Here is a 26068-nt window from a genome sequence, read left to right as displayed (position 1 = left end):
TGATCATGGCACCCCGTGAGTAACACCAACCCGCCACAGACGGCAACGGGCGAACCGACACCGCCGGCCGCGCCCACCCCGCCGCCGCCGAGGCCCGAGGTGCCGGCGCACCTGCGCGGGCGCAAACGTGGCGCGAGCCGCTGGGGCGGCTGCCTGCCGTGGGCGGCGATCGTCGGCGTCCTGCTGCTCGCCTTCCTGATCTGGAAATTCCCGTCGTTCAAGGCGCAGGCCGAACTCGGCTCGGCCTATGCCGCGCGGGTCGGCTGCTCGTGCCGCTACGTTCAGGGCCGCAGCCTCGAAAGCTGCCAGAGCGATTTCGAGCCGGGAATGGAGCTGGTATCGCTGAGCGAGGATCCGGCGACCAAGACGGTGACGGGCAGCGTCCCCCTCCTCGCCTCGCGCAGCGCGCGCTATGCGGGCGCCAACGGCTGCCTGCTCGATCCGGTGCGCTAACCCGCCGCCAGGAAAGCGTCCATCGCTGCATTGACCCGGTCGGGGGCTTCCCACGGCACGAAATGGCCGCAGCCCGGCACCTCGACGATCGTCGCGTCGGGAACCAGCTCGTCCAGCCCGTCGAGATTGCACGCCGGCAGCGCGACATCGTCGAGCGCCCAGATCACCAGCGTCGGGATCGTCAGCTTCGGGAAAGGCGTCGCGGGCGGTTCGCCATAGGGCGCGTCCATCGGCGGCACCTCGGCCGGCGAGCCGCGATACCAGTTGATCATCGCGCGGCACGCGTCGCGATCCTCCCAATCGACGATCAGCCGGGCGATCTCCTCGGGCGGCTGGATACCGCCGCTCGGCACGCGGCCGGCAAAGGCATGCGCGAGCAGCCCGGCGATGCCCTGCTCCTCGATCAGCGCGTCGCTCGCCGGGTCGCGGAAGGTGCGGATATACTGGCTCGCCGCGCGCTGCTCCGGGTTGGTGAGCAGCAGGCGCTGGAAAATGGCCGGGTGCGGCGCATTGGCGATCACCGCGCGCGTCACGCGCCCCGCCCATTGCGGGTGCAGCCCGCCGGGCTGGCCGCCGAGCGCGACGCCCCACGCGATCGCCCCGCCCCAGTCGTGGCCGACGACCGTGAAACGCTCGACGCCGAGCGCATCGGCGAGCGCGAAGACGTCGGCGATCAGCTTGTCGGGCGTATAGGAGTCCGCGCCCTGCGGCTTCGACGAGCCGCGATAGCCGCGCTGGTCGGGCGCGATGCAGCGGAAGCGGTCGGCGAAATGCGGAAGCTGGTGGCGCCAGGTGCGGTGCGATTCGGGAAATCCGTGGAGGAAGACCAGCGCCGGCGCGTCGCGTGGCCCCATGTCGACGACGTCGAGCTCTACCCCGGTCGAAAGCGCCACCCGCTTCTGTTCGAAATCGCCCACCATCTCGCGCTCCTTCCATCTTCCGTCGGCGCGAAGGTGGCGGGATTATTTCCCGCTGACAAGCCTGTCAGTTCGATCAGGGATAGGCGGGCGTCTTCGGCATCCCGGGCAGCGGGATATATTCCTCGCTGTCGCCGGGGACGAGCGGGAATTTGCGATCCTTCCAGTCGTGCTTGGCCTCGTTGATCCGGTCGCGCGACGAGCTGACGAAATTCCACCACAGGTGCCGCGGCGTCGTGAAGGCCTCGCCGCCGAGCAGCATCACCCGCGCATCGCTCGCCGCGCGCAGCGTCATCGCCTCGCCGGGCTTCAGGATATAGAGGCTGTAGCGATCGAGCCTCTCGCCATCGAGGCTCGCGTCGCCCAGCGCGACGACCACCGCGCGCTCGTCGGCCTCCGCCTCGATCGGGATCGCCGATCCCGCCTTCATCGCGATGTCGGCATAGATGGTCGCGGCATGCTGGGTGATCGGCGAGCTTGCGCCCCACAGGCTGCCCATGATGACGCGCGCCGATACCTGCCCGTCGTCGATCAGCGGCAGCTCGTCCTGCGCGGCATGCTCGAACGCCGGGTCGACCTCCTCCTTGCCGTCGGGCAGCGCGAGCCACGTCTGCATGCCGGAGATCGCCGATCCGGTCGCGCGCTCGGCCGCCGGGGTGCGCTCCGAATGGACGATGCCGCGTCCGGCGGTCATCAGGTTGCAGGCGCCCGGACGGATCGTCGCATAGGTGCCCAGGCTGTCGCGATGATCGATCGCGCCCTCGAACAGATAGGTGACGGTCGCCAGGTTGATGTGCGGGTGCGGCCGCACGTCCATCCCCTTGCCGATATCGAAATGCGCCGGGCCGAACTGGTCGACGAAGATGAAGGGCCCGACCATCGTCCGTGCCTTGTCGGGCAGGGTCCGCCGCACGTCGAAGGCGCCGATGTCGTGCGTCGAGGGGGTGATCACCTGCATCGTCATTCTCCCGGCGCGGTCGCCCTGATCGCCAGCGCATGGACGCGCTGCCCCGGCAGATCGCCCAGCGCCTTGTTGACCGTCCGCTGGCGCGCGACGCGGTTCTGGCCCGCAAAGCCCGCCCATTCGATGCTCAGGCTGAAATGCGACTCGCCCGATCCATCGTCGCCGGCATGACCATGATGCTTCGCGCTGTCGTTGCTGAGGATGAAATCGGCGTCGGGGAAAGCGGCACGCAGCCGCTCCTCCATTTCGCGTTGGATTGGCATTTCGCGTTGGACTGGACCTTTTTGCGTCATGCCCCCATGTTGGGCGCGGACGTTCCCTATGACAAGCCCCCGCCCCAACCGATTCCACGGCCGCGTGCCCCGCGAGGCGCAATGCGAAGCCCCCGGCTGCACCGAGCCCGGCGAGTTCCGCGCGCCCGTCACCGGCCACCGCTCGCCCGACGGGCCGCCGCCGTGGCGCTGGCTGTGCCTCGACCATGTGCGCGAATTCAACGCCGTCTATAATTTCTTCGACGGAATGAACGCCGAGCAGATTCTGGCCGCGCAGTCGCCGACCGCGGGCTGGGAGACCGAGAGCCGTGCCTTCCGCGCCGCCGGCAGCGCCGACCTGCCGCCGCGCTGGGCCGATTTCCGCGATCCGATCGACGCGTTAGGCGCGCGCTTCCGCCAGCGGATGGACGAGGCGCGGCGGCAGGCCGCCGACCCGCGCTTCACCCGCGACGAGCATCGCGCGCTGGCGATGATGGGCCTGCCCGCCGACGCCGGGCGCGCCGCGCTCCGTCGCCGCTACAGCGAACTGGTCCGCCGCTATCACCCCGACCGCAACGGCGGCGACCGCAGCCACGAGACGCGGCTCAGCGAAGTGGTCGCGGCCTATCAGCTGCTGCGAAAGAACGCGGCCTTCGCATAGGGAGAGGATGGATGAGCGACCTCGACAAACGGCGGATCGAAACCGTGAAGCGCCACATGGCGCTGGAGATCGCGCAGGATTGGGACGGCGTCCTCGCGACCTTCGACCACCCGCGCTACGAACTGCTCGGCCCCGGCACCGTCTTCGACGGCGAGGCGGCGGTGCGCTCCTATTTCGCCTCGTCGCGCGAGCCGTTCCCCGACCAGGCGAACGAGATCATCGCGATCGCCGCCGACGCCGCGACCGACACGGTGCTCGTCGAATTCTGGCTGACCGGCACCCATCTCGGCCCGCTGCGCCTCGGCCTGCGCACCGTCGAGCCGACCGGCAAGGCGTTCCGCATCCGCATGGCGGCAAGCTTCGAATTCGCGCCCGGCAGCGACCGGATCGTCTGCGAACGGCCCTATTACGACCAATCGGCGGTGATGAAGGCGCTCGACCTGTTCTGAATAAGGCGTTGCAAGCCGCAACCCATGGCGATACCGCGACGGCGTAGCGCCGCCGGCGGCGACTCTCCCTCTTTGCCCTGCTGGACATTTGCCATGACCGATATTCCGAACAGCCTCCCCGATCATCACGGTTCGACGCTTCTCGCGGCGCCCGATACCGAGATCGACGCGCGCGAGGTCTTCGGCGTGGATATCGACATGAAGGTGCCCGCGTTCAGCGAGGCCGATGAGCGCGTGCCCGACCTCGACCCCGCCTATGTCTTCGACGGCGACACCACCCTCGCGATTCTCGCGGGCTTCAAATACAACCGCCGCGTGATGGTGCAGGGCTACCACGGCACCGGCAAGTCGACGCATATCGAGCAGATCGCGGCGCGGCTGAAATGGCCGTGCATCCGCGTCAACCTCGACGCGCACATCAGCCGCATCGACCTCGTCGGCCGCGACGCGATCGTGCTGCGCGACGGCCAGCAGGTCACCGAGTTCCGCGAAGGGCTGCTGCCCTGGGCGCTGCAGACGCCGACTGCGCTGGTCTTCGACGAATATGACGCCGGGCGCCCCGACGTGATGTTCGTGATCCAGCGCGTGCTGGAGACGGAGGGCAAGCTGACGCTGCTCGACCAGAATCGCGTGATCCGCCCGAACCCGCACTTCCGCCTGTTCTCGACTGCGAACACAGTCGGACTCGGCGACACCAGCGGGCTCTATCACGGCACGCAGCAGATCAACCAAGGGCAGATGGACCGCTGGAACATCGTCGTCACGCTCAACTATCTGCCCGCCGCCACCGAAAGCGCCATCATCCTCGCCAAGGTGCCGACCGCCGACGACGCGACCGTCGCCAACATGGTCAAGGTCGCCGACCTGACGCGCCAGGGCTTCATGGCCGGTGATATCTCAACCGTCATGTCGCCGCGCACGGTGATCAGCTGGGCGCAGAACACCGCCATCTTCAACAGCCTCGGCTTCGCCTTCCGCCTTTCCTTCCTCAACAAGTGTGACGAGGCGGAGCGGATGATCGTCGCCGAATATTATCAGCGCGTGTTCGGCGAGGACCTGCCCGAAAGCGTGGTCGGCAAGTAAAGCGGGAGCGACCTCCCGCTATTGCAGCACCGTTTCGGCATCGACCAGCCGGACGTCGTGCATCCGGTGGAGATAAGCCTCGAAATAGCCCTTGTGCGAGGCGCCGACGATCGACAGCGTCCGCGACCCCGGCTGCGCCGCGATCGCCGCGCGGATGTTGGCGACCATGCGCAGGTTGCGCGCCTCCCACCAGCCGACATAGCGCCGGCCATAGCCCTCCGGCGAGGGATCGGCGAGCGCGGCGCCGAAATCGCTGTCGAAGGCGACCTGCGCCGTTTCCGGTCGGTTATAGTCGCGATAGAGCGCCAGCACGCCCTCGCCGTCGAGCCGGGCCGTCAGCGCATCGTCCCGCGCCTTGCGCCGCTCGGCCACGGGATTGTTCCAGGCGCGGCGCATCGCCGCCTCGAAACCCGGATCATTGTCGAGCGACGCATTGATCGCGTCGGAACTGTGATCGTCCGCCGCATGGACGCGCTCGAGCCCGAGCCGCGCCGCGAGCGCCGCCGCGATCAGATAATCCTCGTTGCGCCGCGTCGTCAGCGCCGTGATTTCGGACGCCAGGGCTTCGTCCAGCCCGTCGCCGGCCCGCCGCTCGGCGGCCGGCAGGCGCAGCCACTGGACCAGAGCCGACGCCGGCTCGCCGCCCGCGAGGAACAGCGCCGCCAGATGGCGCCGGTCGGCCGGCTGCGGCTGCGCGGGCCAGGCGGCGAGCCGCCGGTCGGCCTCGGCCGTCGCCGCGGCCATGTCGAGCCCCAGCGCCTTCTGCGCCGGGCCCGGATCGCGGCAATAGGAGTCGTAGGTTCCCGGATAGCGCGCCTTGTAGCGCAGCATCATCTCGCATTCGGGGCCCGACACCGCCTCGATGGTGATGATATCTGGCTTCCACGCCGCGAGCCGCGCCAGCAGCGGTTCGAGATGCGCGGGATCGAAATCGGCGGGCAAGCCCGAAAGATGCGGCGTACCGAGCACGACGACGAGGTTCGGCGGCCCCGCGACCTGGCTCTTGAGCGCGGCCGGATCGAAAGCCGGAACATAGGGGACCTCCGCCCCCGCGGCGAGCAACAGGGCCAGCATTGCGGACATCGGCTTCTCTCCTGCATCAGAACTGCCCCTCGATAGACGAAGTGTATTATTCAATCAATACACATTGCGCCGACCGATTTCGGCTTTCCAAGCCGCGCCGCCTCTGCCAGCGTCCCGCGATGCGCCGACTTCGTGCGATCCGCGTTTTCCATCGCCGCCGTGCGCCGGCGCGCCGCCTGTCCGCCGCCGCCGCTGCGCTTGCCGCGCTATCGCTCGCCGGCTGCATCACACCGGTCGATTACGGCAAGATTCGCCACGCCGCCTATGTCGCCGATCCGCGCTGCGATCCGAAGACGGGCGCGCCGGTCGATGGCGAGGCGCTGCCGCTCTTCGTCGTCACCAGCCGCCTGCCCGACTGCCGGACGAGCGACCTTGCGCTGCTCGTTTATCGCGGCGACCGGGTGCGCCACGGCCGCTTCGCGGCGCCGCGCGAGGAAAAGGTCGACGGCAAGACGCGAACCCGCACTCCGCTCGCGCTGCAGGCGGAAGGCGACTGGTGGCGCGCGCTGCAGGCCGAGACCGATCGGCGCCAGGGGCGCGTGCTGCTCTATGTCCACGGTTACCGCGAAAGTTTCGAGACGACCGCCAGGGACGCGGCGCAGATCGCGCGCATGACCGGCTTCGACGGCCCGACGGTCGCCTATAGCTGGCCGTCGCAGCACGACGTGTTCGGCTACATGGTCGACGAGACCAACATGTATCACGACGTCCGCAACTTCCGCGATTTCCTGAAGGCGCTCGCCGAGCAGCCGTGGGTGAAGGAGATCGTGATCGTCTCGCACTCGCTCGGCGCGCGGCTCGTCGTTCCCGCCATCGCCTATGTCGACCGCGCCGCGCCGAGCGCCGACAGCCGCAACATCTCGAACATCATCCTCGCCTCGCCCGACATCGACCGCGAAACCTTCGAACGCGACATCGCCGACGGTGCGCTCACGCCCGCCAAGGTCGCCCGCGACCGGCACATCACCATCTATGTCTCGCTGCGCGACAAGGCGCTCGCCGCCTCGCGCGCGCTGCATGGCTATCCCCGGCTGGGCTCGCCCTATTGCTTCGATCCGTTCGAGGCCGCCGACCTGAAGGCCCGCGGGCTTCCCGAACGCTGCTATCCCGTCGCGATCCCCGGCCTTACCGTCGTCGACACCACCGACGTGTCGCGCGGGTCGACCGGGCACAGCAATTTCCTGCGCAGCGCGGCGGCCTGCCGCGATTTCGTCGATGTCGTCGCGGGCCGGCGGACGCGCCCGGAGCGCATCGCGACGCATGTTTCGCATGTCTTCCGCTTGCTTCCCGACCCGGCAGCGCCCAAGAACGGCGACGACAGCATCTGCAACCGAATCCCCGATCCCGAAGCACCATGAGCCAATCCTCTCCCCTCGACGATTTCAAGACCGCGCTGTCGAGCGTCGCCCGCGCGGTGACGCGCGATCCGGAGGTCGAGGTCGGCTTCACCGCCGACGCGCCGGCACAGGTCGGCAAGGCGATCAAGGTCCCGACCCCGTCGCGCACGCTACCGCGCGACCAGGTCGCGGAGGCGCGCGGTTTCGCCGACGCCTATGCGCTGCGGATGAAGCATCACAACGAGCGGACGCACGCCGCGGCGCGTCCGGCCGAGCCGATCGCCGCCGCCGCCTTCGATGCGATGGAACGCGCGCGGGTCGAGGCGCTCGGCGCGCGCTCCATGGCGGGGATGCGCGCCAACCTGTCGGCCAGCCTCGCGATGCGGATGCGCTCCGATCCGATCAGCCGCGCGCAGAACCGCGACGACGTGCCGGTGTCGAGCGCGCTCGAACTGATGCTGCGCGAGGTGCTGACCGGCGAGCAGGCCCCGCACGGTACCGAGACCGGGCTGTCGCTGGTGCGCGAATGGATCGCCAAGGATGCCGGCGCCGACCTGACCGCGCTGTCGATGCTGCTCGACGACCAGGCCGCCTTTGCCGAGACCGCGCGAGTGGCGCTCCGCAACCTCGACCTCATCCACGGCGACGACCCGCTGGAGGACGGCAGCGAGGACGGCGGCGATCAGGAAGAGGCCGAAGCCGAGGCCGACGAGAGCCCGGACCAGCAGGACAGCGAAGAGGGCGGCAGCGGCGAAAGCCAGGTCGACGCGCGCGCCGAGATGGACGGCGACCAGGCCGACGATGGCGACAGCGACCCCGACGCGCAGGAGATGGAGGGCGACGGCGACCCCGAAATGGGCGGCGAGGGCGACGAGGGCATGCTGCCCGTCCGCCCCAACCGCCTGCCGACCGACGTTCCCGACTTCAACTATATCCGCTTCACCGAAAAGCATGACGAGATCATCGCGGCGACCGAACTGTGCGACGCCGACGAACTGACGCGGCTGCGCGCCTATCTCGACCAGCAGATGACGCATCTGCAGGGTGCGGTGACCAAGCTCGCCAACCGGCTCCAGCGCCGCCTGATGGCGCAGCAGAACCGCGCGTGGGATTTCGACCAGGAGGAAGGCCAGCTCGACGCCGCCCGCCTCGCCCGCGTCATCGTCTCGCCCGGCCATTCCTTGTCCTACAAGATCGAGCGCGACACCGATTTCCGCGACACCGTCGTCACGCTGCTGATCGACAACAGCGGCTCGATGCGCGGACGGCCGATCAGCATCGCGGCGATCAGCGCCGACATCCTCGCGCGCACGCTCGAACGCTGCGGCGTCAAGACCGAGATCCTCGGCTTCACCACGCGGACGTGGAAGGGCGGGCAGAGCCGCGAGGATTGGCTCGCCGCGGGCCGTCCGCCGCACCCCGGCCGCCTCAACGACCTGCGGCACATCATCTACAAGCCCGCCGACGAGCCCTATCGACGCGCCCGCAAGTCGTTGGGCCTGATGATGCGGGAGGGGCTGCTCAAGGAGAATATCGACGGCGAGGCGCTGATGTGGGCGCACAGCCGCATCGTCGCCCGGCCCGAGGAACGCCGCATCCTGATGGTGATCAGCGACGGCGCGCCGGTCGACGACAGCACGCTGTCGGTCAACCACGGCGCCTATCTCGATCAGCATCTGCGGCAGGTGATCGAATGGATCGAGAACCGCTCGCCGGTCGAACTCTGCGCGATCGGCATCGGCCACGACGTGACGCGCTATTACAGCCGCGCGGTGACGATCATGGACGCCGAACAGCTCGGCGGCACGATGGTCGAGCAACTGGCGGGGCTGTTCGACATCGACTGAGCATCACCCTTCCCCTCGATGAGGGGTTCGGTCGCCGCATATCAGTCGTGCGCGCCCACCGCCTTGGCCTTCCCGGCCAGCCCGACATCCCAGTGCGCGGCGAAGAATTGCTCGAGGACTTTCGCGGTCGCGTCGCCGAATCGCTTCCGGCTTTCCGCCGTATCGCGAACGCCCCTGAAAGGCGCCTCGATCTGCAGCCCGCAGATGCGGCCTTCGGGCGAATCGCTCCCCGAACCGCAGGCGTGGCGGCGGGTATTGGGGCCGCCGTTGAAATAGGGCTGGCCCCCGGGGCCGGGATCGCTCACGCTCGGGACCGCGGGAAAGCCCGCGTCCGCAAATAGCGTGCCGAGGCTCGTCGGTCCGCGAAGCAGCGCCGAAAGCGGCGTCTCCCCACCTTTGGCAAGGCTGCGGATGCTCGTCCTTTCGAGAGCGCCGGCGTCGCCGTCGATCGCCTCGTCCGAGCGGTCGAGCAGCCCCCCGGTGAGCAGATAGCCGAGTTCGAGCCGCTGCACCTTGTGCCCGTGCCCGTGGATGTCCATGAACCATCCGCGCTCGCTCGTCCGCAGGACCTCCTTCTTCGCGATATCGATGAAGGCGTGCCATTCCTTGTACGCCTGCTCGGCGTCGGCATTGCCGCAGGCGGCTTCCGCCGCCGACCGGTTGGCATCGAGCTTCTGCCGCGCCAGCCGATTGATGATCACGTGCGGATAGGTGCCGAACCGGTCGTGAAAGGACTGGCGCATCGCCTGCACCAGTTCGGCGGTGTTCCGGTCGGGCCCGACCACGGTACGCGCGCCGCCGCAGCGTTCCTTCGTCCGGTCGGGAATATCCTCCGGCAGCAGCGTGCCGCCGTGCGGAGCGACGAGGATCACCGGTGCATTGCCCGGCAGATATTCGATATAATGGCCGTAGGACTTGCCGACCTCGAACGCGGCAGCCTCCGAAGCCGAAGCGGATGGGACGGCGGCCCAAGCCAGCGCGAAGCCGGCGCCGCCCGCGACAACCATCCGGATCGGCACGCCCCATGCCCTGCGAACCCGATCGATCATCTGCTCCCCCTCACTGCCTTGCAAACGCGATTTCGCCATCGCGCCATCCACCGGATAGTCGTGGACAGGGCAAGGCGGGAAAACGAAAAATCTATGAGACCGGTATAACCTCAAGGCGTACATCCATCAGACACGTAAGGTCACCGTTCCCCGGCGAAAGCCGGGAGCCACGCGGGGCAGCGCCACGCCATCTGGACCCCGGCTTTCGCCGGGGAGCGGTGACCTGCCGAAGGGGATGATTGCCTAACCTTGATGGGAACACAGAACCGCTGTCCTAGATGCTTTGCCTCGCGCCCCGCGTGACAACCCTTCCCCCTCTCGTTACACATCCCCTCCGGCACAGCAGGGACTCGCGATCGCAGGACGGGGCCGCTGGGCCATGATCCGCGCCGAGGTCGCCGGCGCAGGCTTGGGGCCGCACGATCGGGAAGCGGTCCGAAAAGGGGGCGACCGACCATGACCAAAGCATCCGACCTGTTCATCGCATGCCTCGAGGAAGAGGGCGTCGAATATATCTTCGGCGTTCCGGGCGAGGAGAATCTCGACATGCTCGACAGCCTGTCGCGATCGAAGCAGATCAGGCTGATCCTGACCCGTCACGAACAGGGCGCGGGATTCATGGCGGCGACCTATGGCCGCCACACCGGCCGGACCGGCGTCTGCATGGCGACGCTCGGCCCCGGCGCGACCAATTTCGTCACCGCCGCCGCCTATGCGCAACTGGGCGGCATGCCGATGCTGATGGTGACGGGGCAAAAGCCGATCAAGAAATCGAAGCAGGGCCGCTTCCAGATCCTCGACGTCGTCGGGATGATGAAGCCGATCACCAAATTCACCCATCAGCTCGCCAGCGCCGACAATATCCCGAGCCGGGTGCGCGAGGCCTTCCGGCTGGCCGAGGAGGAAAAACCCGGCGCCGCCCATATCGAGTTTCCGGAGGATATCGCCGAAGAGGACACCGCGTCGGTGCCGCTGAAGCGCAGCCATGTCCGCCGCCCCATCGCCGACGTCAAATCGGTGCGCGAGGCGGTGAAGGCGCTCGAGGCGGCGCGGGCGCCGGTGCTGGTAATCGGCGCGGGCGCCAACCGCACGATGACCGGCCGCATGCTGCTGCAATTCGTCGAAAAGACCGGAATCCCCTTCCTGACGACGCAGCTCGGCAAGGGGGTGATCGACGAACGGCACCCGCGCTTCCTCGGCTGCGCGGCGCTGTCGGCGGGCGACTTCGTCCACCGCGCGGTCGAGGCGTCGGACTGCATCGTCAACATCGGCCACGACGTCATCGAAAAACCGCCCTTCTTCATGCAGCAGGGCGGACCGCGCGTCATCCATGTCTCGACCAGGACCGCAGAGGTCGATCCGGTCTATTTCCCCGATATCGAGGTGATCGGCGATATCGCCAACGCCATCTGGCAGATCAAGGAGGACATCGTCCCCAACGGCGGCTGGAACTTCGACCACATGCTCGCCTATCGGAAGGCCGATCTGGAGCATACGCGGTCGCTCGCCGCGGATGCGCGCTTCCCGATCTTTCCACCGCATCTGGTGCAGCAGGTACGCGACGCGATGCCCGACGACGGCATCATCTGCCTCGACAACGGCGTCTACAAGATATGGTTCGCGCGCGGCTATACCGCCTATCGCCCCAACACGGTGCTGCTCGACAACGCACTCGCATCGATGGGCGCGGGGCTGCCGAGCGCGATGATGTCGGCGATGCTCTATCCCGAACGCAAGGTGATGGCGATCTGCGGCGACGGCGGCTTCATGATGAACAGCCAGGAGATGGAGACCGCGGTACGGCTGGGCCTCAACCTGACCGTGCTGATCCTCAACGACAGCGCCTATGGCATGATCCGCTGGAAACAGGCGAACATGGGGTTCGCCGACTTCGGCCTCACCTACAACAACCCCGATTTCGTCCAATATGCCGAAAGCTATGGCGCGAACGGCTATCGCGTCGAAAGCGCGGCGCATCTGAAGCAGCTTCTGGCCCACACGCGCGACACGCCGGGCGTCCACCTGATCGACTGCCCCGTCGACTATTCGGAGAACGACCAGATTTTGAACATCGACATCAAGCGGCTGTCGAAGGAGTTGTAGGATCGCCTTTGGCCGCCCCTGGATCCCCGCTTTCGCGGGGAAGACAGATAGGGCGCCGTTCTTGTCATCCCCGCGAAAGCGGGGATCCAGGAGTCTGATGGAACAGACCTATCACGTCTATATCCTTGCCAGCAGACGGAACGGCACGCTTTACATCGGCGTGACCGGGGATTTGGCCCAACGATGCTGGCAGCATCGGAACGGCGAAGGCTCGAAATTTACGGCGAAATATGGTGTAGAGCGTTTGGTATACGCGGAAGCCTTCGCCGATGTAAACGAAGCCATCGCCCGCGAAAAAGCGATCAAGAAATGGCGTCGGGCGTGGAAACTGGAATTGATCGAGCGCGACAATCCGCAATGGCTCGACCTATATGAAAGGCTCAACGGCTGATGGCCCGGCCCCTGGATCCCCGCTTTCGCGGGGATGACGGCGTTGGGGAAGGTTGAGAGTGTTGGAGAATGATTGTGAAACTCAAGGACGTCTACCCCCTCTACCTCAACAACAAGGCGGTGCAGCCGAACACCGACCTTGCCGTCACCGACAAGTTCACCGGCGAGGTCGCCTTCCGCACCGCGCTCGCGACCCCCGACGTGATCGACGAGGCGATTGCCGGTGCGGTGCGCGCCGCGGCGCCGATGGCGAAGCTCGCGAGTTTCGAGAAGCAGGACGTCCTCAATCACTGCGTGGCGCGTTTCCGCGAGCGCTTCGACGAACTCGCCTATGCGCTGTGCGTCGAGGCGGGCAAGCCGATCGCCGATGCCGAGGGCGAGGTCGGCCGCCTGATCGACACCTTCCGCATCGCCGCCGAGGAAGCGGTGCGCAATTACGGCGAGATCCAGCCGCTCGACATCTCGCCGCGCTCGAAGGGCTATATGGGGATGTGGAGGCGCGTGCCGATCGGCCCGTGCAGCTTCATCTCGCCGTTCAACTTCCCGCTCAACCTCGCCGCGCACAAGATCGCGCCGGCGATCGCGGTCGGCTGTCCCTTCGTGATGAAGCCCGCGTCGATGACCCCGCTCGGCGCGATCATCATCGGCGAGGTGCTCGCCGAATGCGACATCCTTCCCGAAGGCGCGTTCAGCATCCTGCCCGCGAGCCGCGACGGCGCCGACCTGTTCACCAGCGACGACCGGCTGAAGCTGCTGTCCTTCACCGGTTCGCCCGGCGTCGGCTGGGACCTGAAGGCGAAGGCGGGGAAAAAGAAGGTCATCCTCGAACTCGGCGGCAACGCCGCGGTGATCGTCGACAAGGACGCCGACCTCGACCATGCGCTCGCGCGGATCATCTTCGGCGCCTTCTACCAGTCGGGCCAGTCGTGCATCGGGGTGCAGCGGATATTGATCCACGCCGACGTCTACGACCGCTTCCGCGATATGCTGGTCGAAAAGACGAAGACGCTCGTCTCCGGCGACCCCAAGGACCGCGACACGTTCATCGGCCCGATGATCTCCGAAAAGGAAGCGGCGCGGCTCGGCGGCTGGATCGAGGATGCGGTCGCGGGCGGCGCGACGCTGCTGACCGGCGGCCGGCGCGACGGCGCGATGCTGGAGGCGACCCTGCTGGAGAATGTTGATCGCAAGGCCGATGCCTATCGCGAGGAGGCGTTCGGCCCGCTCGCCATCCTGTCGAAATTCACCGACTGGGACGACGCGCTGGTAGAGGTCAACGACAGCAAGTTCGGCCTTCAGGCGGGGCTCTTCACGCGCGACCTGCACAAGGTGCTGGCGGCGTGGGACGACCTCGATGTCGGCGGCATCGTCGTCAACGACGTGTCGAGCTATCGCGTCGACAACATGCCCTATGGCGGGGTGAAGGATTCGGGGCTGGGCCGCGAAGGCATCAGATTCGCGATGGAAGATATGACCGAAATCCGGAACATGGTGATCCGGCGCGCGTGAGCGCTTGTCACCGGACCGTCGCCAGACCGTCACCGAACCGTCTTCGCTTCGATTCGCAGGGTGTAACAAAAGCCGTGTCTAGGCCGTGGGCAGCCAAGGCTGCTTACGGAGTGCGACATGGCTTCTATCTCGACCCTGCCCATCCCGGCGCGTTTCGCCGATCCCTTCGCCGCCGAACCGCACGTGCCCGAATGCGTCGTCGGCGAACGGCGCAGCTACCGCACCGTGTGGATCAGCGACATCCATCTCGGCACCCGCGGGTGCAATGCGGCGCTGCTGATCGACTTCTTCGACCATGTCGATTGCGAGACGCTCTACCTCGTCGGCGACATCATCGACGGCTGGCGGCTCAAGAAACGCCATTTCTGGCCGCCCGAACATAACGACGTCGTCTGGCGCGTGCTCAAGCGCGCCAAGCGCGGCACGCGCGTCGTCTATGTCCCGGGCAACCATGACGAGATGGTCAAACCTTTCGATGGCTTCGATTTCGGCGGGGTCGAAATCCGGCGCGAGGCGGTGCACGAGACCGCCGACGGGCGCCGCCTGCTGGTCGTCCACGGCGACGAGTTCGACGCGGTGATGCTCGCGCACCGCTGGCTCGCCTTCGTCGGCGATGCCGCCTACACCGCGCTGATGAAGGCGAATGTGGTGGTCAACGCCATCCGCAGTCGGATGGGCCTGCCCTATTGGTCGCTGTCGCTCGTCGCCAAGCACAAGGTCAAGAACGCCGTCCAGTTCATCGGCCGCTACGAGGAAGTCGTCGCCCACGCCGCCCGCTCGCGCGGCGTCGACGGCGTCGTCTGCGGCCATATCCACAGCGCGGAGATGCGGGCGATCGACGGTGTCGATTACTATAACGACGGCGACTGGGTCGAAGGCTGCACCGCGCTGGTCGAACATGCCGACGGTCGCATGGAGATCGTGCGCTGGGCCGAGGAAGTTGCGGCGCGCTCAGCCCCGACGCCGCTCGAACAGCCCGCATCGGCACGCGCCGCATGAGGATCGCCATCGTCACCGACGCTTGGGAACCGCAGGTCAACGGCGTCGTCCGCACGCTTCAGGCGACGATCGCCGAACTGCGCGCACAGGGGCACGCGGTCGAGGTGATCTCGCCCGACCTGTTCCGCTCGATTCCCTGCCCCACCTATGGCGAAATCCGCCTCGCCCTTGCGGGCAAGCGCGCGGTCGGGCGGCGCATCCGCGCCTTCGCCCCGCAGGCGATCCATATCTCGACCGAAGGTCCGCTCGGCCTCGCGGCCCGGCGCTGGTGCCTCGACCATGATTTTCCCTTCACCACCGCCTATCACACGCGCTTTCCGGAATATGTCGCGGCGCGCCTGCCCATATCGCCCGGCCGCGTCTGGCGCTTCATCCGCTGGTTCCACCGCCCCGCCCGGCACATCATGGTCGCGACGCGCTCGTTGCAACGCGAACTGGCCGCGCACGGCCTCGACCGGACGATGCTGTGGGAACGTGGCGTCGACCCGCGCCTATTCCGCCCCGATCGTGCGCCCCACCCCCTCTTCGCCGGCCTTGCGCGCCCGATCCAGCTTTACGTCGGCCGCGTCGCGGTCGAAAAGAACATCGCGGCGTTCCTCGCCACCACGCAGCCGGGGACCAGGGTCGTCGTCGGCGACGGCCCGGCGCTCACCGACCTGCGGATGCGCCACCCCGAAGCGGTATTTCTCGGCAAGCTCGGCGGCGAAGCACTGGCGTCGGCCTATGCCGGCGCGGATGTCTTCGTCTTCCCCAGCCGGACGGACACGTTCGGCCTCGTCGTCATCGAAGCGCTGGCGTGCGGAACGCCCGTCGCGGCCTATCCGGTGCCGGGACCGGGCGACATCGTCCGCGACGGTGCGGGTGCCCTCGACGAAGACCTGGATGCCGCCATCTCGCGCGCGCTGACCTGCCGCCGCGAGGACGCCGCAGCCCTCGGCGCACGCTATGGCTGGACAAGCTGCACGGCGCAGTTCCTGAACGCCTTGACCTTCATTCCGCGAGACCCGGAGCCCAGCGCGCTCGCCGCGCCCGGCCTCGCGGCCTAGGAACACCTAGGGACAGGCCCCTAGAATGCCTTGCGCCATTGCAGCTCGATATAGCGGCCGAGCGGATCGATGTAGCCCGGCTGATAGTTCAGCGGTACCACTCCGCTCGCATCGGTGATCCGCCGCTGCGCATCGAACAGATTGTCGACCGACAGCCGCACGCGCGAGTTCTTGAGGAAAGGCAGACTCCCGGTCAGCTTCGGCATCTGGTTGAAATCGGCGAAGACGCGCAGGTTGAAGGTCGCCAGATCGTGGAAATCGAGGTTACCGTTCGCACCGCCGACGATGGTGCTGCCGCTGTCGTATTTGGCGCTGACCCGCGCGCCGAAGCCCTTGTAGAAGACGCCGCCGTCGAGTTCGAGCAGGTGCCGGTTGCTGCCGCCGCCGTTGCCGGTCGCCGAACCGCCGAGCAGGTCGAGTTCAGGCACGCCGGGCCCGATCAGCACTTTGTCGGTGAGCTTGACGGTGTGATAGAGCGAGATGTTCCAGCGGCCGCCCTGCGGCCGCCCCCCGAACATGCCGCCCGGTCCGCGCGCGCCGCCGCCGGGCCGGCCGAAGCCGCGCCCGCCCGCGGACGGCGGCGGGCCGCCTTCGCCCCGCGGCGCCGCGCTGCCGTCAGGCGGCGGCGGCGCATCGGCCCCCTCCGCACCGCGGCGTCCGCCGGCCCGGCCGCCGGCGCCTTCGCTCGCGGTCGCTTCCTTCTGCCCGAAGCTCGCGCCATAGTTGATCCCCCAGCGGATCTGCGAATTGGTCGCGCGATCGAAATTGACCGGCCGCTGGTCGAGCGCGATCAGCGTGCCGCTGCCGTCGCGGACCACGCGGCCGGGGAACGCCGCCTCGATCTCCGGCGTCAGCAGCGGGAAGCTGTTCGCGGTGTCGAGACTGCGGTTGCGGTTATAGTCGATCGAGAAGCGCAGCCCGTCGACCATCGGCACATTCCAGTTGAGCCCGAGCTTCAGGTCGCGGCGCTGCTCGGCGAGCAGGAACGGATTGCCGCCGGTGGTCGTCGTGATCTGCACCGTCTGGCCGGTCGCGAAGTCGTAATAGGTGACCGCGGGCGTCACCAGCGGCGCCGCGCCGAGCTGCGTCATGCTGGGCGCCGCCTCGTCGCTCGCGAAGCTCGCGAGCAGCGACAGGTTGCCGGTCAGGCCCCAGTTGAGCGTCGCGCCCCAGCTCTTGAGCGCGGAAAAGTCGCTCGGCCGCTCGACCTCGGCGTTGAGAGTCAGCGACAGGCGGCCGAGCTTGCCGACCTCGTAATCGGGATCGAGCAGCGGCACGGTCAGCGACCCGAAGACGCTGGGGGTATCGCGCGCCAGATCGGTGACGGTGATCGTGCCGCCCCGTTCGGAACGGCTGTCGAAGCGCAATCCGGTATAGCTGCCGGTGATCGACGCGCGGATCGGCCCGGCCCAGCCGTCGATGACGCTGCCCGAGATATTGGCGTTGCCGCCGAAGCTCTGCTGGCTGCTGTCGAAGCGGTCGCTCGTGCCGCCGAGGCGATCGGTGAAGATGCGCTGGTCGGCATCGGAATAATTGCCGGTCGCCGACCAGCGCCAGTCGCCGAGCATGCCGTTGACGCTCGCCGAGCTCGTCCAGTTCTGGGTGCGGCTGTCGCGGCGCAGCGGATCGCCCGCACCGCCGGCACCGGGGCCGAGCAAACTGAGGCTGTCGGTCTGGTCGAAGCGCAGGCTGACCGACGCCTCGGTCACCTTGTCGATGCCGCGCACCAGCGTGCCGTCAATGACATAGGTGTCGCTGGCGGGCGACAGACTGCGCGCCTCGGCGTCAGCGGCGCTGCCGGTGACCGGGATCAGGTCGCGGTCGCTTTCGCGCAGCATCGTCTGATGCTCCCAACTCGCGTTGAGGTTGAGCCGGCCATTGTTGCCGATCGCCATGAAGGCGGGTTCGAGCTCGCTCTTGAACTGCCCGCCCTGCGTCGGGATACCCGCCTCCGCTTCCGCCGAAATCTGGCGGAAATCGGACTTGAGCACGAAATTGACGACGCGCTCGGTCGCGGCATAGCCATATTGCAGCGCGACCTGTTCGGGAAACACCTCGACCTTGGCGATGGCCTCCGGCGGGATGTTGCGGACCGCGCCGAAGCCGGAGATGCGCCGCCCGTTGACCAGGATCACCGGACGCCCGCCGCCGCGCCCGCGGCCCGACCGCGTCTGCGGTTCGAGCGCGTCGAGCAGTTCCGCGATCGACGACGCGCCATAGCTGGCGATATCGGCCTCATCGAGTTCGACCTCGGCCGCGAAATCGGTGTCGAGCTGCCCCGCCAGCCGCGGCGCGGTGACGACGATCTCGTCCTCATAGTCGTCGCCGAAATCGGAATCCGACTGCACCGAAACGGTATCGACGGGCTGGTCATCGACCGCCAGCGCGGGCGTCGCGGCAAGCGCAGTCGCCGCAAGCAGGGCCGAGCGGAGAGAGAGAGAAGGGCTTTTCATCGGGAGAGGCGCTTTCCGTTATCCGTATATCTTGTCTTGGTTTTTCCCTAGCAGCGGCGACTGAACGCGCCCTGACGAGGATTGGCACCGCGCGTTCATCTGGTCACAATTTGTCGCAACAATATGGCAGGGCATGCGAAGGGGGCGGTTTGCTTGTGGGCCGGCCCGGGCACGATGGCACGGCGACGGCTGGACAGCGAGGGCGCGCCTCTCTATCGGCCAGCCATGCAGACTCCAGCTCCCTCCGAATCCATCCTGATCGTCGACTTCGGCAGCCAGGTGACGCAGTTGATCGCGCGGCGCGTCCGCGAGGCCGGCGTCTATAGCGAGATCGTGCCGTTCGGCAGCGCCGAGGCCGCGCTCCAGCGCATGCAGCCGAAGGGCGTGATCCTGTCGGGCTCGCCCGCTTCGGTGCCCGCGGCGGGCAGCCCGCGCGCGCCGCAGGCGGTGTTCGACAGCGGCCTGCCGATCCTCGGCATCTGCTACGGCCAGCAGGTGATGAGCCAGCAGCTCGGCGGACAGGTCGAACCGGGGGGCAGCGATGGGACGCGCGACGGCGAGTTCGGCCGCGCCTTCCTGACCGTCACCGAGCCCTGCGTACTGTTCGACGGGCTATGGGAGGTCGGCGAGCGCCATCAGGTATGGATGAGCCACGGCGACCGCGTGACCGAGTTCGCGCCGGGTTTCCGCATCGTCGCGGTCAGCGACGGTGCGCCTTTCGCGCTGATCGCCGACGACGCGCGCCGCTATTACGGCACGCAGTTCCACCCCGAGGTCGTTCACACCCCCGACGGCGCGAAGCTGATCGCCAATTTCGTGCGCCACGTCTGCGGCTGCTCGGGCGACTGGACCATGGCCGAGTTCCGCGCGACCAAGATAGCCGAGATCCGCGCGCAGGTCGGCGACCAGCGCGTGCTGTGCGGCCTGTCGGGCGGCGTCGACAGCGCCGTCGCCGCGGTGCTGATCCACGAAGCGATCGGCGAGCAGCTCACCTGCGTCTTCGTCGACCACGGCCTCCTCCGCCTCAACGAGCGCGAACAAGTCGAAACGCTGTTCCGCGATCATTACAACATCCCGCTGGTGGTGGTGGACGCCGAGGCCCGCTTCATGGCCGGCCTCGCCGGCGTCACCGATCCCGAGAAGAAACGCAAGTTCATCGGCGGCGAGTTCATCAACGTTTTCGAGGAAGAAGCGAAGAAGCTCGGCGGCGCCGACTTCCTGGCGCAGGGCACGCTCTATCCCGACGTGATCGAATCGGTGTCCTTCACCGGCGGGCCGAGCGTGACGATCAAGAGCCACCACAATGTCGGCGGCCTGCCCGAACGCATGAACATGAAACTGGTCGAGCCGCTGCGCGAGCTGTTCAAGGACGAGGTCCGCCTGCTCGGCAAGGAGCTCGGCCTGCCCGACATCTTCGTCGGCCGCCACCCCTTCCCCGGCCCCGGTCTGGCGATCCGCATCCCCGGCGAAGTATCGAAGGAGCGCTGCGACATCCTGCGCAAGGCCGACGCCGTCTATCTGGAAGAGATTCGCGGCGCGGGCCTCTACGATGCGATCTGGCAGGCGTTCGCTGTGCTGCTGCCGGTCAAGACGGTCGGCGTGATGGGCGACGGGCGCACCTACGACCATGTCTGCGCTCTGCGCGCCGTGACCTCGACCGACGGCATGACCGCCGATATCTATCCCTTCGACGCGAGTTTCCTGTCGCGCTGCGCGACGCGGATCATCAACGAGGTGGAGGGGATCAACCGGGTGGTGTACGACTATACCTCGAAGCCGCCGGGAACGATCGAGTGGGAGTGATCGGAAAGGGGACCATCCCGTCCGCATGAGGAGACGAAGAGGATGACCCCGACCCGCATCGAAACCGAAGCATCGGGTGGCTGCCAGTGCGGCGCGGTGCGCTATCATGCGTCGGCGATGCTCGACACGTCGCACATCTGCCATTGCCGCATGTGCCAGAAGGCGACGGGGCATTTCTTCGCGGCGCTGGTTGGCGTGCCGAAGGATGCGCTGCGCTGGACGCGCGGCACGCCCGCGATCTTCAACAGTTCCGACCAGATCGAGCGCGGCTATTGCCGCGACTGCGGGACGCCGCTCTATTATGACTATCCCGAAAGCCGGCATCTGAGCGTCACGACCGGATCGCTCGACGAGCCCGCGCGCTTTCCGCCAAAAATGCAGTTCGGCATCGAGGCGCGGATGCCCTGGTTCGAGACGCTCGTCACGCTGCGCGAGGAAGGCACCACCGAGCAGACGATGTCGGGTATCGCCGAAGCCATCGCCGCGAGCAACCACCAGCATCCCGATCACGACACCGAAAGCTGGCCCTGACAAGGCCGGCGCCGCGGAGCCGGATCGCCTATCGCTAGGCCGGGTCCGCCCTGCTACACCGCCGCCATGTCCGAGAAGAATCACCTCTATCTGGTCGATGGCTCCAGCTACATCTTTCGCGCCTATCACCGCCTGCCGCCGCTGACGAACCCCCGGGGCGTGCCGGTCGGCGCGGTCTATGGCTACACCACCATGTTGTGGAAGCTCGCGAAGGATCTGCACGCCGCCGACGGCCCGACGCACCTCGCCGTCATCCTCGACCATTCGAGCCAGTCGTTCCGCAACGAAATCTATGACCAGTACAAGGCGAACCGGCCCGAGCCGCCCGCCGACCTGGTTCCGCAATTCCCGCTGATCCGCGACGCGACGCGCGCCTTCTCGCTGCCGTGCATCGAGATGGAGGGTTTCGAGGCCGACGACCTGATCGCCAGCTATACCGAGGCCGCGGTTCGCGAGGGGTGGGACGTCACCATCGTCAGCAGCGACAAGGACCTGATGCAGCTCGTCCGCGAGGGCAATGGCGCGCCGGAGGTCGACATGCTCGACACGATGAAGAACGTCCGGCTCGGTCTCGACGCGGTGCAGGAAAAATTCGGCGTCGGTCCCGAGCTGGTCGGCGACGTGCTGGCGCTGATGGGCGACAGCGTCGACAACGTCCCCGGCGTGCGTGGGGTCGGGCCCAAGACCGCGACCAAGCTGATCGTCGAATATGGCGACCTGGAGGCGGCGCTGGCGGGCGCCGCGACGATGAAGCCGTCGAAGCTGCGCGACAATCTGATCGAACATGCGGAGATGGCGCGGCTGTCGCGCATTCTGGTCGACCTCAAGCGCGACTGCCCGCTGCCCGAGCCGATGGAGGATTTCCGGCTGGATGCCATCCCGCCCGAGCCGTTGAAGCTCTTCCTCGACGAGCATGGCTTCCGTTCGCTGTCGGCGAAGCTCGACACCGGGACGACGCCGGGCGGTCCGCCGACGCTGCCGCGCGCGGTGGATGCGGGCGCTGCCACCGCCGCGCCTTCGACCCCGACGCTGCCGCCGATGCCACCGATCGACCGCTCGCTCTACGAGACGGTGACGACGATCGAGGCGCTCGACCGCTGGATCGAGGCGGCGCGCGCCGCGCATGTCGTCGCGGTAGATACCGAGACCGCGAGCCTCGACAGCGTCACCGGGACGCTCGTCGGGGTCAGCCTGTCGACCGGTCCGGGCAAGGCCTGCTACATCCCGCTCGGCCACGGCGGCACCGACATGTTCGCCGAAAAACCCGAACAGGTGCCGGTCGCCGATGCACTCGGCCGCCTCCATTCGCTGTTCACCGACGAGGCGGTGCTCAAGGTCGGCCACAACCTCAAATATGACATCGGCGTGCTCGCGCAGCACGGCGTGCGCATCGCGCCCTATGACGACACGCTGGTGATGAGCTTCGCGCTCGACGCGGGCAAGCACGGCCACGGGCTCGACGAACTGGCCAAGCTGCACCTCGATCACACCTGCCTGACCTTCAAGGAGATGTGCGGAACCGGCAAGTCGCAGATCAGCTTCGCCGAGGTGCAGCTGGCGCGGGCGACCGAATATGCGGCCGAGGATGCCGAGGTCGCGTGGCGGCTGTGGAAGCTGCTCAAGCTGCGCCTGCCGCTCGAAGGCGGGACGCGCGTTTACGAGATGGTCGATCGCCCGCTCGTCGCGACCGTCGAGGCGATGGAGCGCGCGGGGATCATGGTCGACCGCGACTATCTGGCGCGGCTGTCGGGCGAGTTCGCGAACGCCATGCTGCGCACGGAAGGCGAGATTCATGCGCTCGCGGGCCAGCCGTTCGTGATCGGCAGCCCCAAGCAGCTCGGCGAGATATTGTTCGACAAGCTGGGCCTGAAGGGCGGGCGCAAGGGCAAGTCGGGCGACTGGTCGACCGACCAGAACGAACTGGAACGGCTCGAGCGCGACGGCGTGCCGATCGCGCGGAAGGTCCTCGAGTGGCGGCAGCTCGCCAAGCTGAAATCCACCTATACCGACGCGCTGCAGCAACAGATCAACGCGAAGACCGGCCGCGTCCACACCAGCTACAGCCTCGTCGGCGCGCAGACCGGGCGGCTGTCGTCGACCGACCCGAACCTTCAGAACATCCCGATCCGTACCGAGGTCGGTCGGCAGATCCGCGACGCCTTCATCGCTGCGCCGGACCATGTCCTGATGGCGGCGGACTATAGCCAGATCGAGCTGCGGCTCGCGGCGCACATGGCCGATGTGCCCGAACTGAAACAGGCCTTTGCGCAGGGGCAGGACATTCACGCCGCGACCGCGATCGAGCTGTTCGGCGAGGTGAACCGCGATACGCGCGCCAAGGCCAAGACGATCAACTTCGCCATCCTCTACGGCATTTCGCGCTGGGGCCTCGCGGGACGGCTGGAAATCACGCCCGACGAGGCACAAGCCTTGATCAGCCGCTATTTCGAGCGCTTTCCCGGCATCAGCGACTATATCCAGGCCACGCTGGAGGGCGCGCGCGAACATGGCTATACCGAGACGCTGTTCGGCCGGAAAACCTGGTTCCCGCGCATCAAGGCCGCGAACCAGAACGAGCGGCAGGGCAGCGAGCGCGCTGCAATCAACGCACCGATCCAGGGCACCAGCGCCGACCTGATCAAGCGCGCGATGGCGCGCATGCCCGGGGCGCTCGCCGATGCCGGACTGTCCGACGTGACGATGCTGTTGCAGGTCCACGACGAACTGGTCTTCGAAGCCCCCGAGGCCAAGGCCGAAGCCGCGGGCGCGGTGATCCGCCGCGTGATGATGGGCGCTGCCGAGCCGATACTGAAGCTGTCGGTCCCGATCGACGTCGAGATCGGAGTCGGCAAGAGCTGGGGCGACGCGCATTGACCGGCATCGCCCTTCTGCTCGCCGCCTTCGCCCTCGATCCGCTCGCGGCCCCTCCCCCCGCCGAAACCGCCGCGCCGGCACCCGTCGCCGAAAGTGATCTGCGCGAGTTCGCGGCCGTCGTCGGCCGCAAGGCGGTGGGCCGGCCGGTCGGCGGCCCGCTCGGCACCGGCGACAAGATTCTGCTGCTCGCGCGCGACGACAAGGGATTTCCCGCCGTCGCGGGCAGCTTCGGCTTTTCGGTGCGCCAGTCGCTCCCCGCCCCGCCAGCGGGCACGCTCGCGGTCGTGCGGCTGCACCAGCGACCCGAAACCATCGTTCCCGGTCCAACCCCCGACGACCTCGCCTTCGTCACGACGAACCGATTGCCGCTGTTCGTGATCGGCGAATGGGCACGCCCCGCGCCGATGTGGGAAGTCGCGTGGATCGACGGCGCCGCGCGTTTCCGTACCATCGGCGAGGTCGGGGAGATCGGTCCCTGGCGCGATTAACGGCCCATCGCGACTGAAGCGGCGGCCGGCTCCAGCGCCCTTTCGCCGCGCGGCCTTTCGCTCTATGGCGGTTCGGTGACGTCTGGCTGACGCAGATGTGACAGCCAGAAACGAAAGGCAGACATGTCCGGTATCCCGAGCGCCGAGATGAAGGCCCCGACGCGTATCCAGCACAATATCCTGGCGCGCAGCGAGCGCCGCCTTCTGAACTGGCTGTGCGCGCGCCTGCCCGCCTGGGTGACGCCCGATCAGCTCACCCTGCTCGGTTTCGTCGGCGCGCTGATGGTCGCCGCGGGTTACATGCTGAGCTGGCTCGACAATGAATGGCTCGGCCTGTCGCTCGCCGGCTATGTCGTCAACTGGTTCGGCGACTCGCTCGACGGCAGCCTGGCGCGCTGGCGGCGGATCGAGCGCCCCGCCTACGGCTATTTCGTCGATCACAGCGTCGACGCGATGGCGACCTTCCTGATGATCGGCGCCTTGGGGCTTGGCCCGCACATGCGCTTCGAAGTCGCGCTGCTCGCCGTCACCGGCTATTTCATGCTGTCGATCCACACCTTTCTGGCGGCGAAGATCATCGGCGAATTCCGCCTCTCCTATCTCGCGGGCGGCCCTACCGAGCTGCGGCTGATGCTGATGGCGATGACCGCGGCGATGCCGCTCGTCGGCCCCGACATGGTGGCGGGCACCGATTTTTCGGCATTCGACCTGTTCGGCCTGTTCGTCGCGAGCATCCTGGTGACGCTGTTCGTCGTCCAGAGCTTCACGACCGCACGGATGCTCCGCCATCGCGGCGGCTAGGCGCCGGTCGGTTCCAGCGGCGCGCTATCCGCGCACGCGCGCCATCGGATAGGTGCCGAGCAGGCTCACCGACTTGGTCTGGAAATCGAGTTCCTCCAGCGCGCGGTCGACGGCTTCCTCGCCCGGCGCCCCGACGATGTCGGCATAGAATTTGGTCGCCGCGAAACTGCCGCCGAGTTGATAGCTTTCGAGCTTGGTCATGTTGACGCCGTTGGTCGCGAAGCCGCCGAGCGCCTTGTAGAGCGCGGCGGGGATATTCTTCACCTCGAAGACGAAGGTCGTCATCAGCGGCACGCCCTGCGGCTGCGTATCGCGCGGCGTGCGCGCGAGGACGACGAAGCGCGTCATATTGTGATCGGCGTCCTCGAGTCCCGTCGCGTGAAGCGTCAGGCCGTACAGGTCGGCGGCATGCGGCGGTGCGAGCGCGGCGAGCCCGACCTCGTCGCTGTCGGCGACCCAGGCGGCGGCCCCGGCGGTGTCGCTGTGCGCCACCGGGTCGATCCGGTTCGCGCGCAGCCATTTGCGGCACTGACCCAGCGCCTGCTCGTGGCTCATCGCGCGCGTCACCGGGCCGAGGTCCCGGCTCATCAGCCCATAGCGGATGCGCAGGAAATGCTCGCCGACGATCGACAGGCCGGATTCGGGCAGCAGGAAATGGATGTCGGCGACGCGGCCGTGCAGGCTGTTCTCGATCGGGATGATCGCACGGTCGACGCGCCCTTCGCGCACCGCGTCGATCGCGTCCTCGAAGGCATAGCAGGGCAAGGGCAGCGCGTCGGGGTCATATTCGCGCGCAGCAAGGTCGCTGTTCGCGCCGGGGGCGCCCTGAAACGCCAGGCCGCGCGCGGGCTCGGCCAGCGCCGCCGCCTTCATCTCGTCCACCAGTCGCTGCGCCGACGCCGAATAGCTGCCCATATCTGCCTTCCCCAGCTGCGCCGCGGCGCATAGCGGGCCGTCCGCGGCGGCGCAATGGCGGC

General features: G+C 67.6%; 23 protein-coding genes. 16 read left to right on the top strand and 7 right to left on the bottom strand.

What is annotated here, in order from left to right:
- Nucleotides 1-15 precede the first annotated feature (15 nt).
- A complete protein-coding gene (locus ABS88_RS25025; protein WP_324787705.1) occupies nt 16-453 on the top strand; it encodes a hypothetical protein in 438 nt (145 codons plus the stop codon).
- Here ABS88_RS25025 and ABS88_RS05720 read toward each other — a convergent pair.
- From ABS88_RS05720 to ABS88_RS05710, 3 genes are all read right to left on the bottom strand, one after another.
- A complete protein-coding gene (locus ABS88_RS05720; RefSeq protein WP_076074424.1) occupies nt 450-1373 on the bottom strand; it encodes an alpha/beta fold hydrolase in 924 nt (307 codons plus the stop codon). The two genes, ABS88_RS25025 and ABS88_RS05720, sit on opposite strands and share 4 nt — an antisense overlap.
- A 73-nt stretch (nt 1374-1446) precedes the next feature.
- Nucleotides 1447-2334, bottom strand: coding sequence for a pirin family protein (locus tag ABS88_RS05715; protein ID WP_076074421.1), 888 nt, complete (start codon nt 2332-2334; stop codon nt 1447-1449).
- Nucleotides 2331-2597, bottom strand: coding sequence for a BolA family protein (locus ABS88_RS05710; protein ID WP_067111256.1), 267 nt, complete (start codon nt 2595-2597; stop codon nt 2331-2333). Before ABS88_RS05710 ends, ABS88_RS05715 begins: the two co-directional genes overlap by 4 nt.
- Before the next feature lie 58 nt (nt 2598-2655).
- Here ABS88_RS05710 and ABS88_RS05705 point away from each other — a divergent pair, with 58 nt between their 5' ends.
- The 3 genes from ABS88_RS05705 (at nt 2656) to cobS (ending at nt 4778) form a co-directional block, all read left to right on the top strand.
- Nucleotides 2656-3246, top strand: a complete 591-nt coding sequence (locus ABS88_RS05705) for a J domain-containing protein (RefSeq protein WP_083675022.1) — start codon at nt 2656-2658, stop codon at nt 3244-3246.
- 11 nt (nt 3247-3257) lie between these two features.
- Nucleotides 3258-3695 carry a nuclear transport factor 2 family protein gene (locus ABS88_RS05700; protein WP_076074415.1) on the top strand — a complete coding sequence of 146 codons (438 nt, stop codon included), beginning with the start codon at nt 3258-3260 and terminating at the stop codon, nt 3693-3695.
- Between the two features lie 93 nt (nt 3696-3788).
- Nucleotides 3789-4778, top strand: a complete 990-nt coding sequence (cobS, locus tag ABS88_RS05695) for a cobaltochelatase subunit CobS (protein WP_067111248.1) — start codon at nt 3789-3791, stop codon at nt 4776-4778.
- Between the two features lie 18 nt (nt 4779-4796).
- On the opposite strand, the gene ABS88_RS05690 is transcribed toward cobS, so the two are convergent.
- Nucleotides 4797-5861: a DUF5694 domain-containing protein gene (locus tag ABS88_RS05690; protein ID WP_076074412.1), complete on the bottom strand. Its 1065-nt coding sequence runs from the start codon at nt 5859-5861 to the stop codon at nt 4797-4799.
- A gap of 119 nt (nt 5862-5980) precedes the next feature.
- Between ABS88_RS05690 and ABS88_RS05685 the strand changes: the two genes are divergently transcribed.
- Together ABS88_RS05685 and cobT are read left to right on the top strand one after the other, a co-directional pair.
- Entirely contained in the window at nt 5981-7219 is a 1239-nt protein-coding gene (locus tag ABS88_RS05685; protein ID WP_076074410.1) for an alpha/beta hydrolase, read from the top strand.
- Entirely contained in the window at nt 7216-9045 is a 1830-nt protein-coding gene (gene cobT, locus ABS88_RS05680) for a cobaltochelatase subunit CobT (RefSeq protein WP_067111243.1), read from the top strand. The genes ABS88_RS05685 and cobT overlap by 4 nt, the downstream gene beginning before the upstream one ends.
- Nucleotides 9046-9086: 41 nt before the next feature.
- Here the strand turns inward: cobT and ABS88_RS05675 are convergent, their stop codons facing one another.
- Complete coding sequence (locus tag ABS88_RS05675; protein WP_104959429.1) at nt 9087-10094, bottom strand: hypothetical protein; 1008 nt, start codon at nt 10092-10094, stop codon at nt 9087-9089.
- Between the two features lie 456 nt (nt 10095-10550).
- Between ABS88_RS05675 and ABS88_RS05670 the strand changes: the two genes are divergently transcribed.
- The 5 genes from ABS88_RS05670 to ABS88_RS05650 all read left to right on the top strand — a co-directional run bounded on the left by ABS88_RS05670 (nt 10551) and on the right by ABS88_RS05650 (nt 16141).
- Nucleotides 10551-12197 carry an acetolactate synthase large subunit gene (locus ABS88_RS05670; RefSeq protein ID WP_067111237.1) on the top strand — a complete coding sequence of 549 codons (1647 nt, stop codon included), beginning with the start codon at nt 10551-10553 and terminating at the stop codon, nt 12195-12197.
- 97 nt (nt 12198-12294) lie between these two features.
- Nucleotides 12295-12588, top strand: a complete 294-nt coding sequence (locus ABS88_RS05665; RefSeq protein ID WP_104959428.1) for a GIY-YIG nuclease family protein — start codon at nt 12295-12297, stop codon at nt 12586-12588.
- 68 nt (nt 12589-12656) lie between these two features.
- Nucleotides 12657-14096: an aldehyde dehydrogenase family protein gene (locus ABS88_RS05660; RefSeq protein WP_104959427.1), complete on the top strand. Its 1440-nt coding sequence runs from the start codon at nt 12657-12659 to the stop codon at nt 14094-14096.
- A 117-nt stretch (nt 14097-14213) separates the two neighbouring features.
- Nucleotides 14214-15095, top strand: a complete 882-nt coding sequence (locus ABS88_RS05655; RefSeq protein ID WP_076074400.1) for a UDP-2,3-diacylglucosamine diphosphatase — start codon at nt 14214-14216, stop codon at nt 15093-15095.
- Nucleotides 15092-16141: a glycosyltransferase family 4 protein gene (locus ABS88_RS05650; RefSeq protein ID WP_076074397.1), complete on the top strand. Its 1050-nt coding sequence runs from the start codon at nt 15092-15094 to the stop codon at nt 16139-16141. Before ABS88_RS05655 ends, ABS88_RS05650 begins: the two co-directional genes overlap by 4 nt.
- 20 nt (nt 16142-16161) lie before the next feature.
- Here ABS88_RS05650 and ABS88_RS05645 read toward each other — a convergent pair whose 3' ends face one another.
- Nucleotides 16162-18594 (bottom strand): TonB-dependent receptor plug domain-containing protein, encoded by a 2433-nt coding sequence (locus tag ABS88_RS05645; RefSeq protein ID WP_104959426.1) that lies wholly within the window; start codon nt 18592-18594, stop codon nt 16162-16164.
- Nucleotides 18595-18819: 225 nt separating this feature from the next.
- Between ABS88_RS05645 and guaA the strand changes: the two genes are divergently transcribed.
- The 5 genes from guaA to ABS88_RS05620 all read left to right on the top strand — a co-directional run bounded on the left by guaA (nt 18820) and on the right by ABS88_RS05620 (nt 25091).
- Entirely contained in the window at nt 18820-20397 is a 1578-nt protein-coding gene (gene guaA / locus ABS88_RS05640) for a glutamine-hydrolyzing GMP synthase (RefSeq protein ID WP_076074394.1), read from the top strand.
- Between the two features lie 42 nt (nt 20398-20439).
- Nucleotides 20440-20928: a GFA family protein gene (locus tag ABS88_RS05635; RefSeq protein WP_286749390.1), complete on the top strand. Its 489-nt coding sequence runs from the start codon at nt 20440-20442 to the stop codon at nt 20926-20928.
- A 66-nt stretch (nt 20929-20994) separates the two neighbouring features.
- A complete protein-coding gene (polA, locus tag ABS88_RS05630) occupies nt 20995-23802 on the top strand; it encodes a DNA polymerase I (RefSeq protein ID WP_076074389.1) in 2808 nt (935 codons plus the stop codon).
- Nucleotides 23799-24290: a hypothetical protein gene (locus ABS88_RS05625; RefSeq protein ID WP_104959391.1), complete on the top strand. Its 492-nt coding sequence runs from the start codon at nt 23799-23801 to the stop codon at nt 24288-24290. Before polA ends, ABS88_RS05625 begins: the two co-directional genes overlap by 4 nt.
- 123 nt (nt 24291-24413) lie before the next feature.
- The gene (locus ABS88_RS05620) at nt 24414-25091 is read left to right on the top strand and encodes a CDP-alcohol phosphatidyltransferase family protein (RefSeq protein ID WP_076074384.1); all 678 of its coding nucleotides are present in this window, start codon (nt 24414-24416) and stop codon (nt 25089-25091) included.
- Between the two features lie 24 nt (nt 25092-25115).
- Here the strand turns inward: ABS88_RS05620 and ABS88_RS05615 are convergent, their stop codons facing one another.
- Complete coding sequence (locus tag ABS88_RS05615) at nt 25116-26006, bottom strand: prephenate dehydratase (protein WP_067110357.1); 891 nt, start codon at nt 26004-26006, stop codon at nt 25116-25118.
- Between the last annotated feature and the right edge of the window lie 62 nt (nt 26007-26068).

This window comes from Sphingopyxis sp. SCN 67-31 (assembly GCF_001725095.1).
Note: the sequence above shows the minus strand (reverse complement) of the source record. Positions and strands in the feature narration are given on the sequence as shown.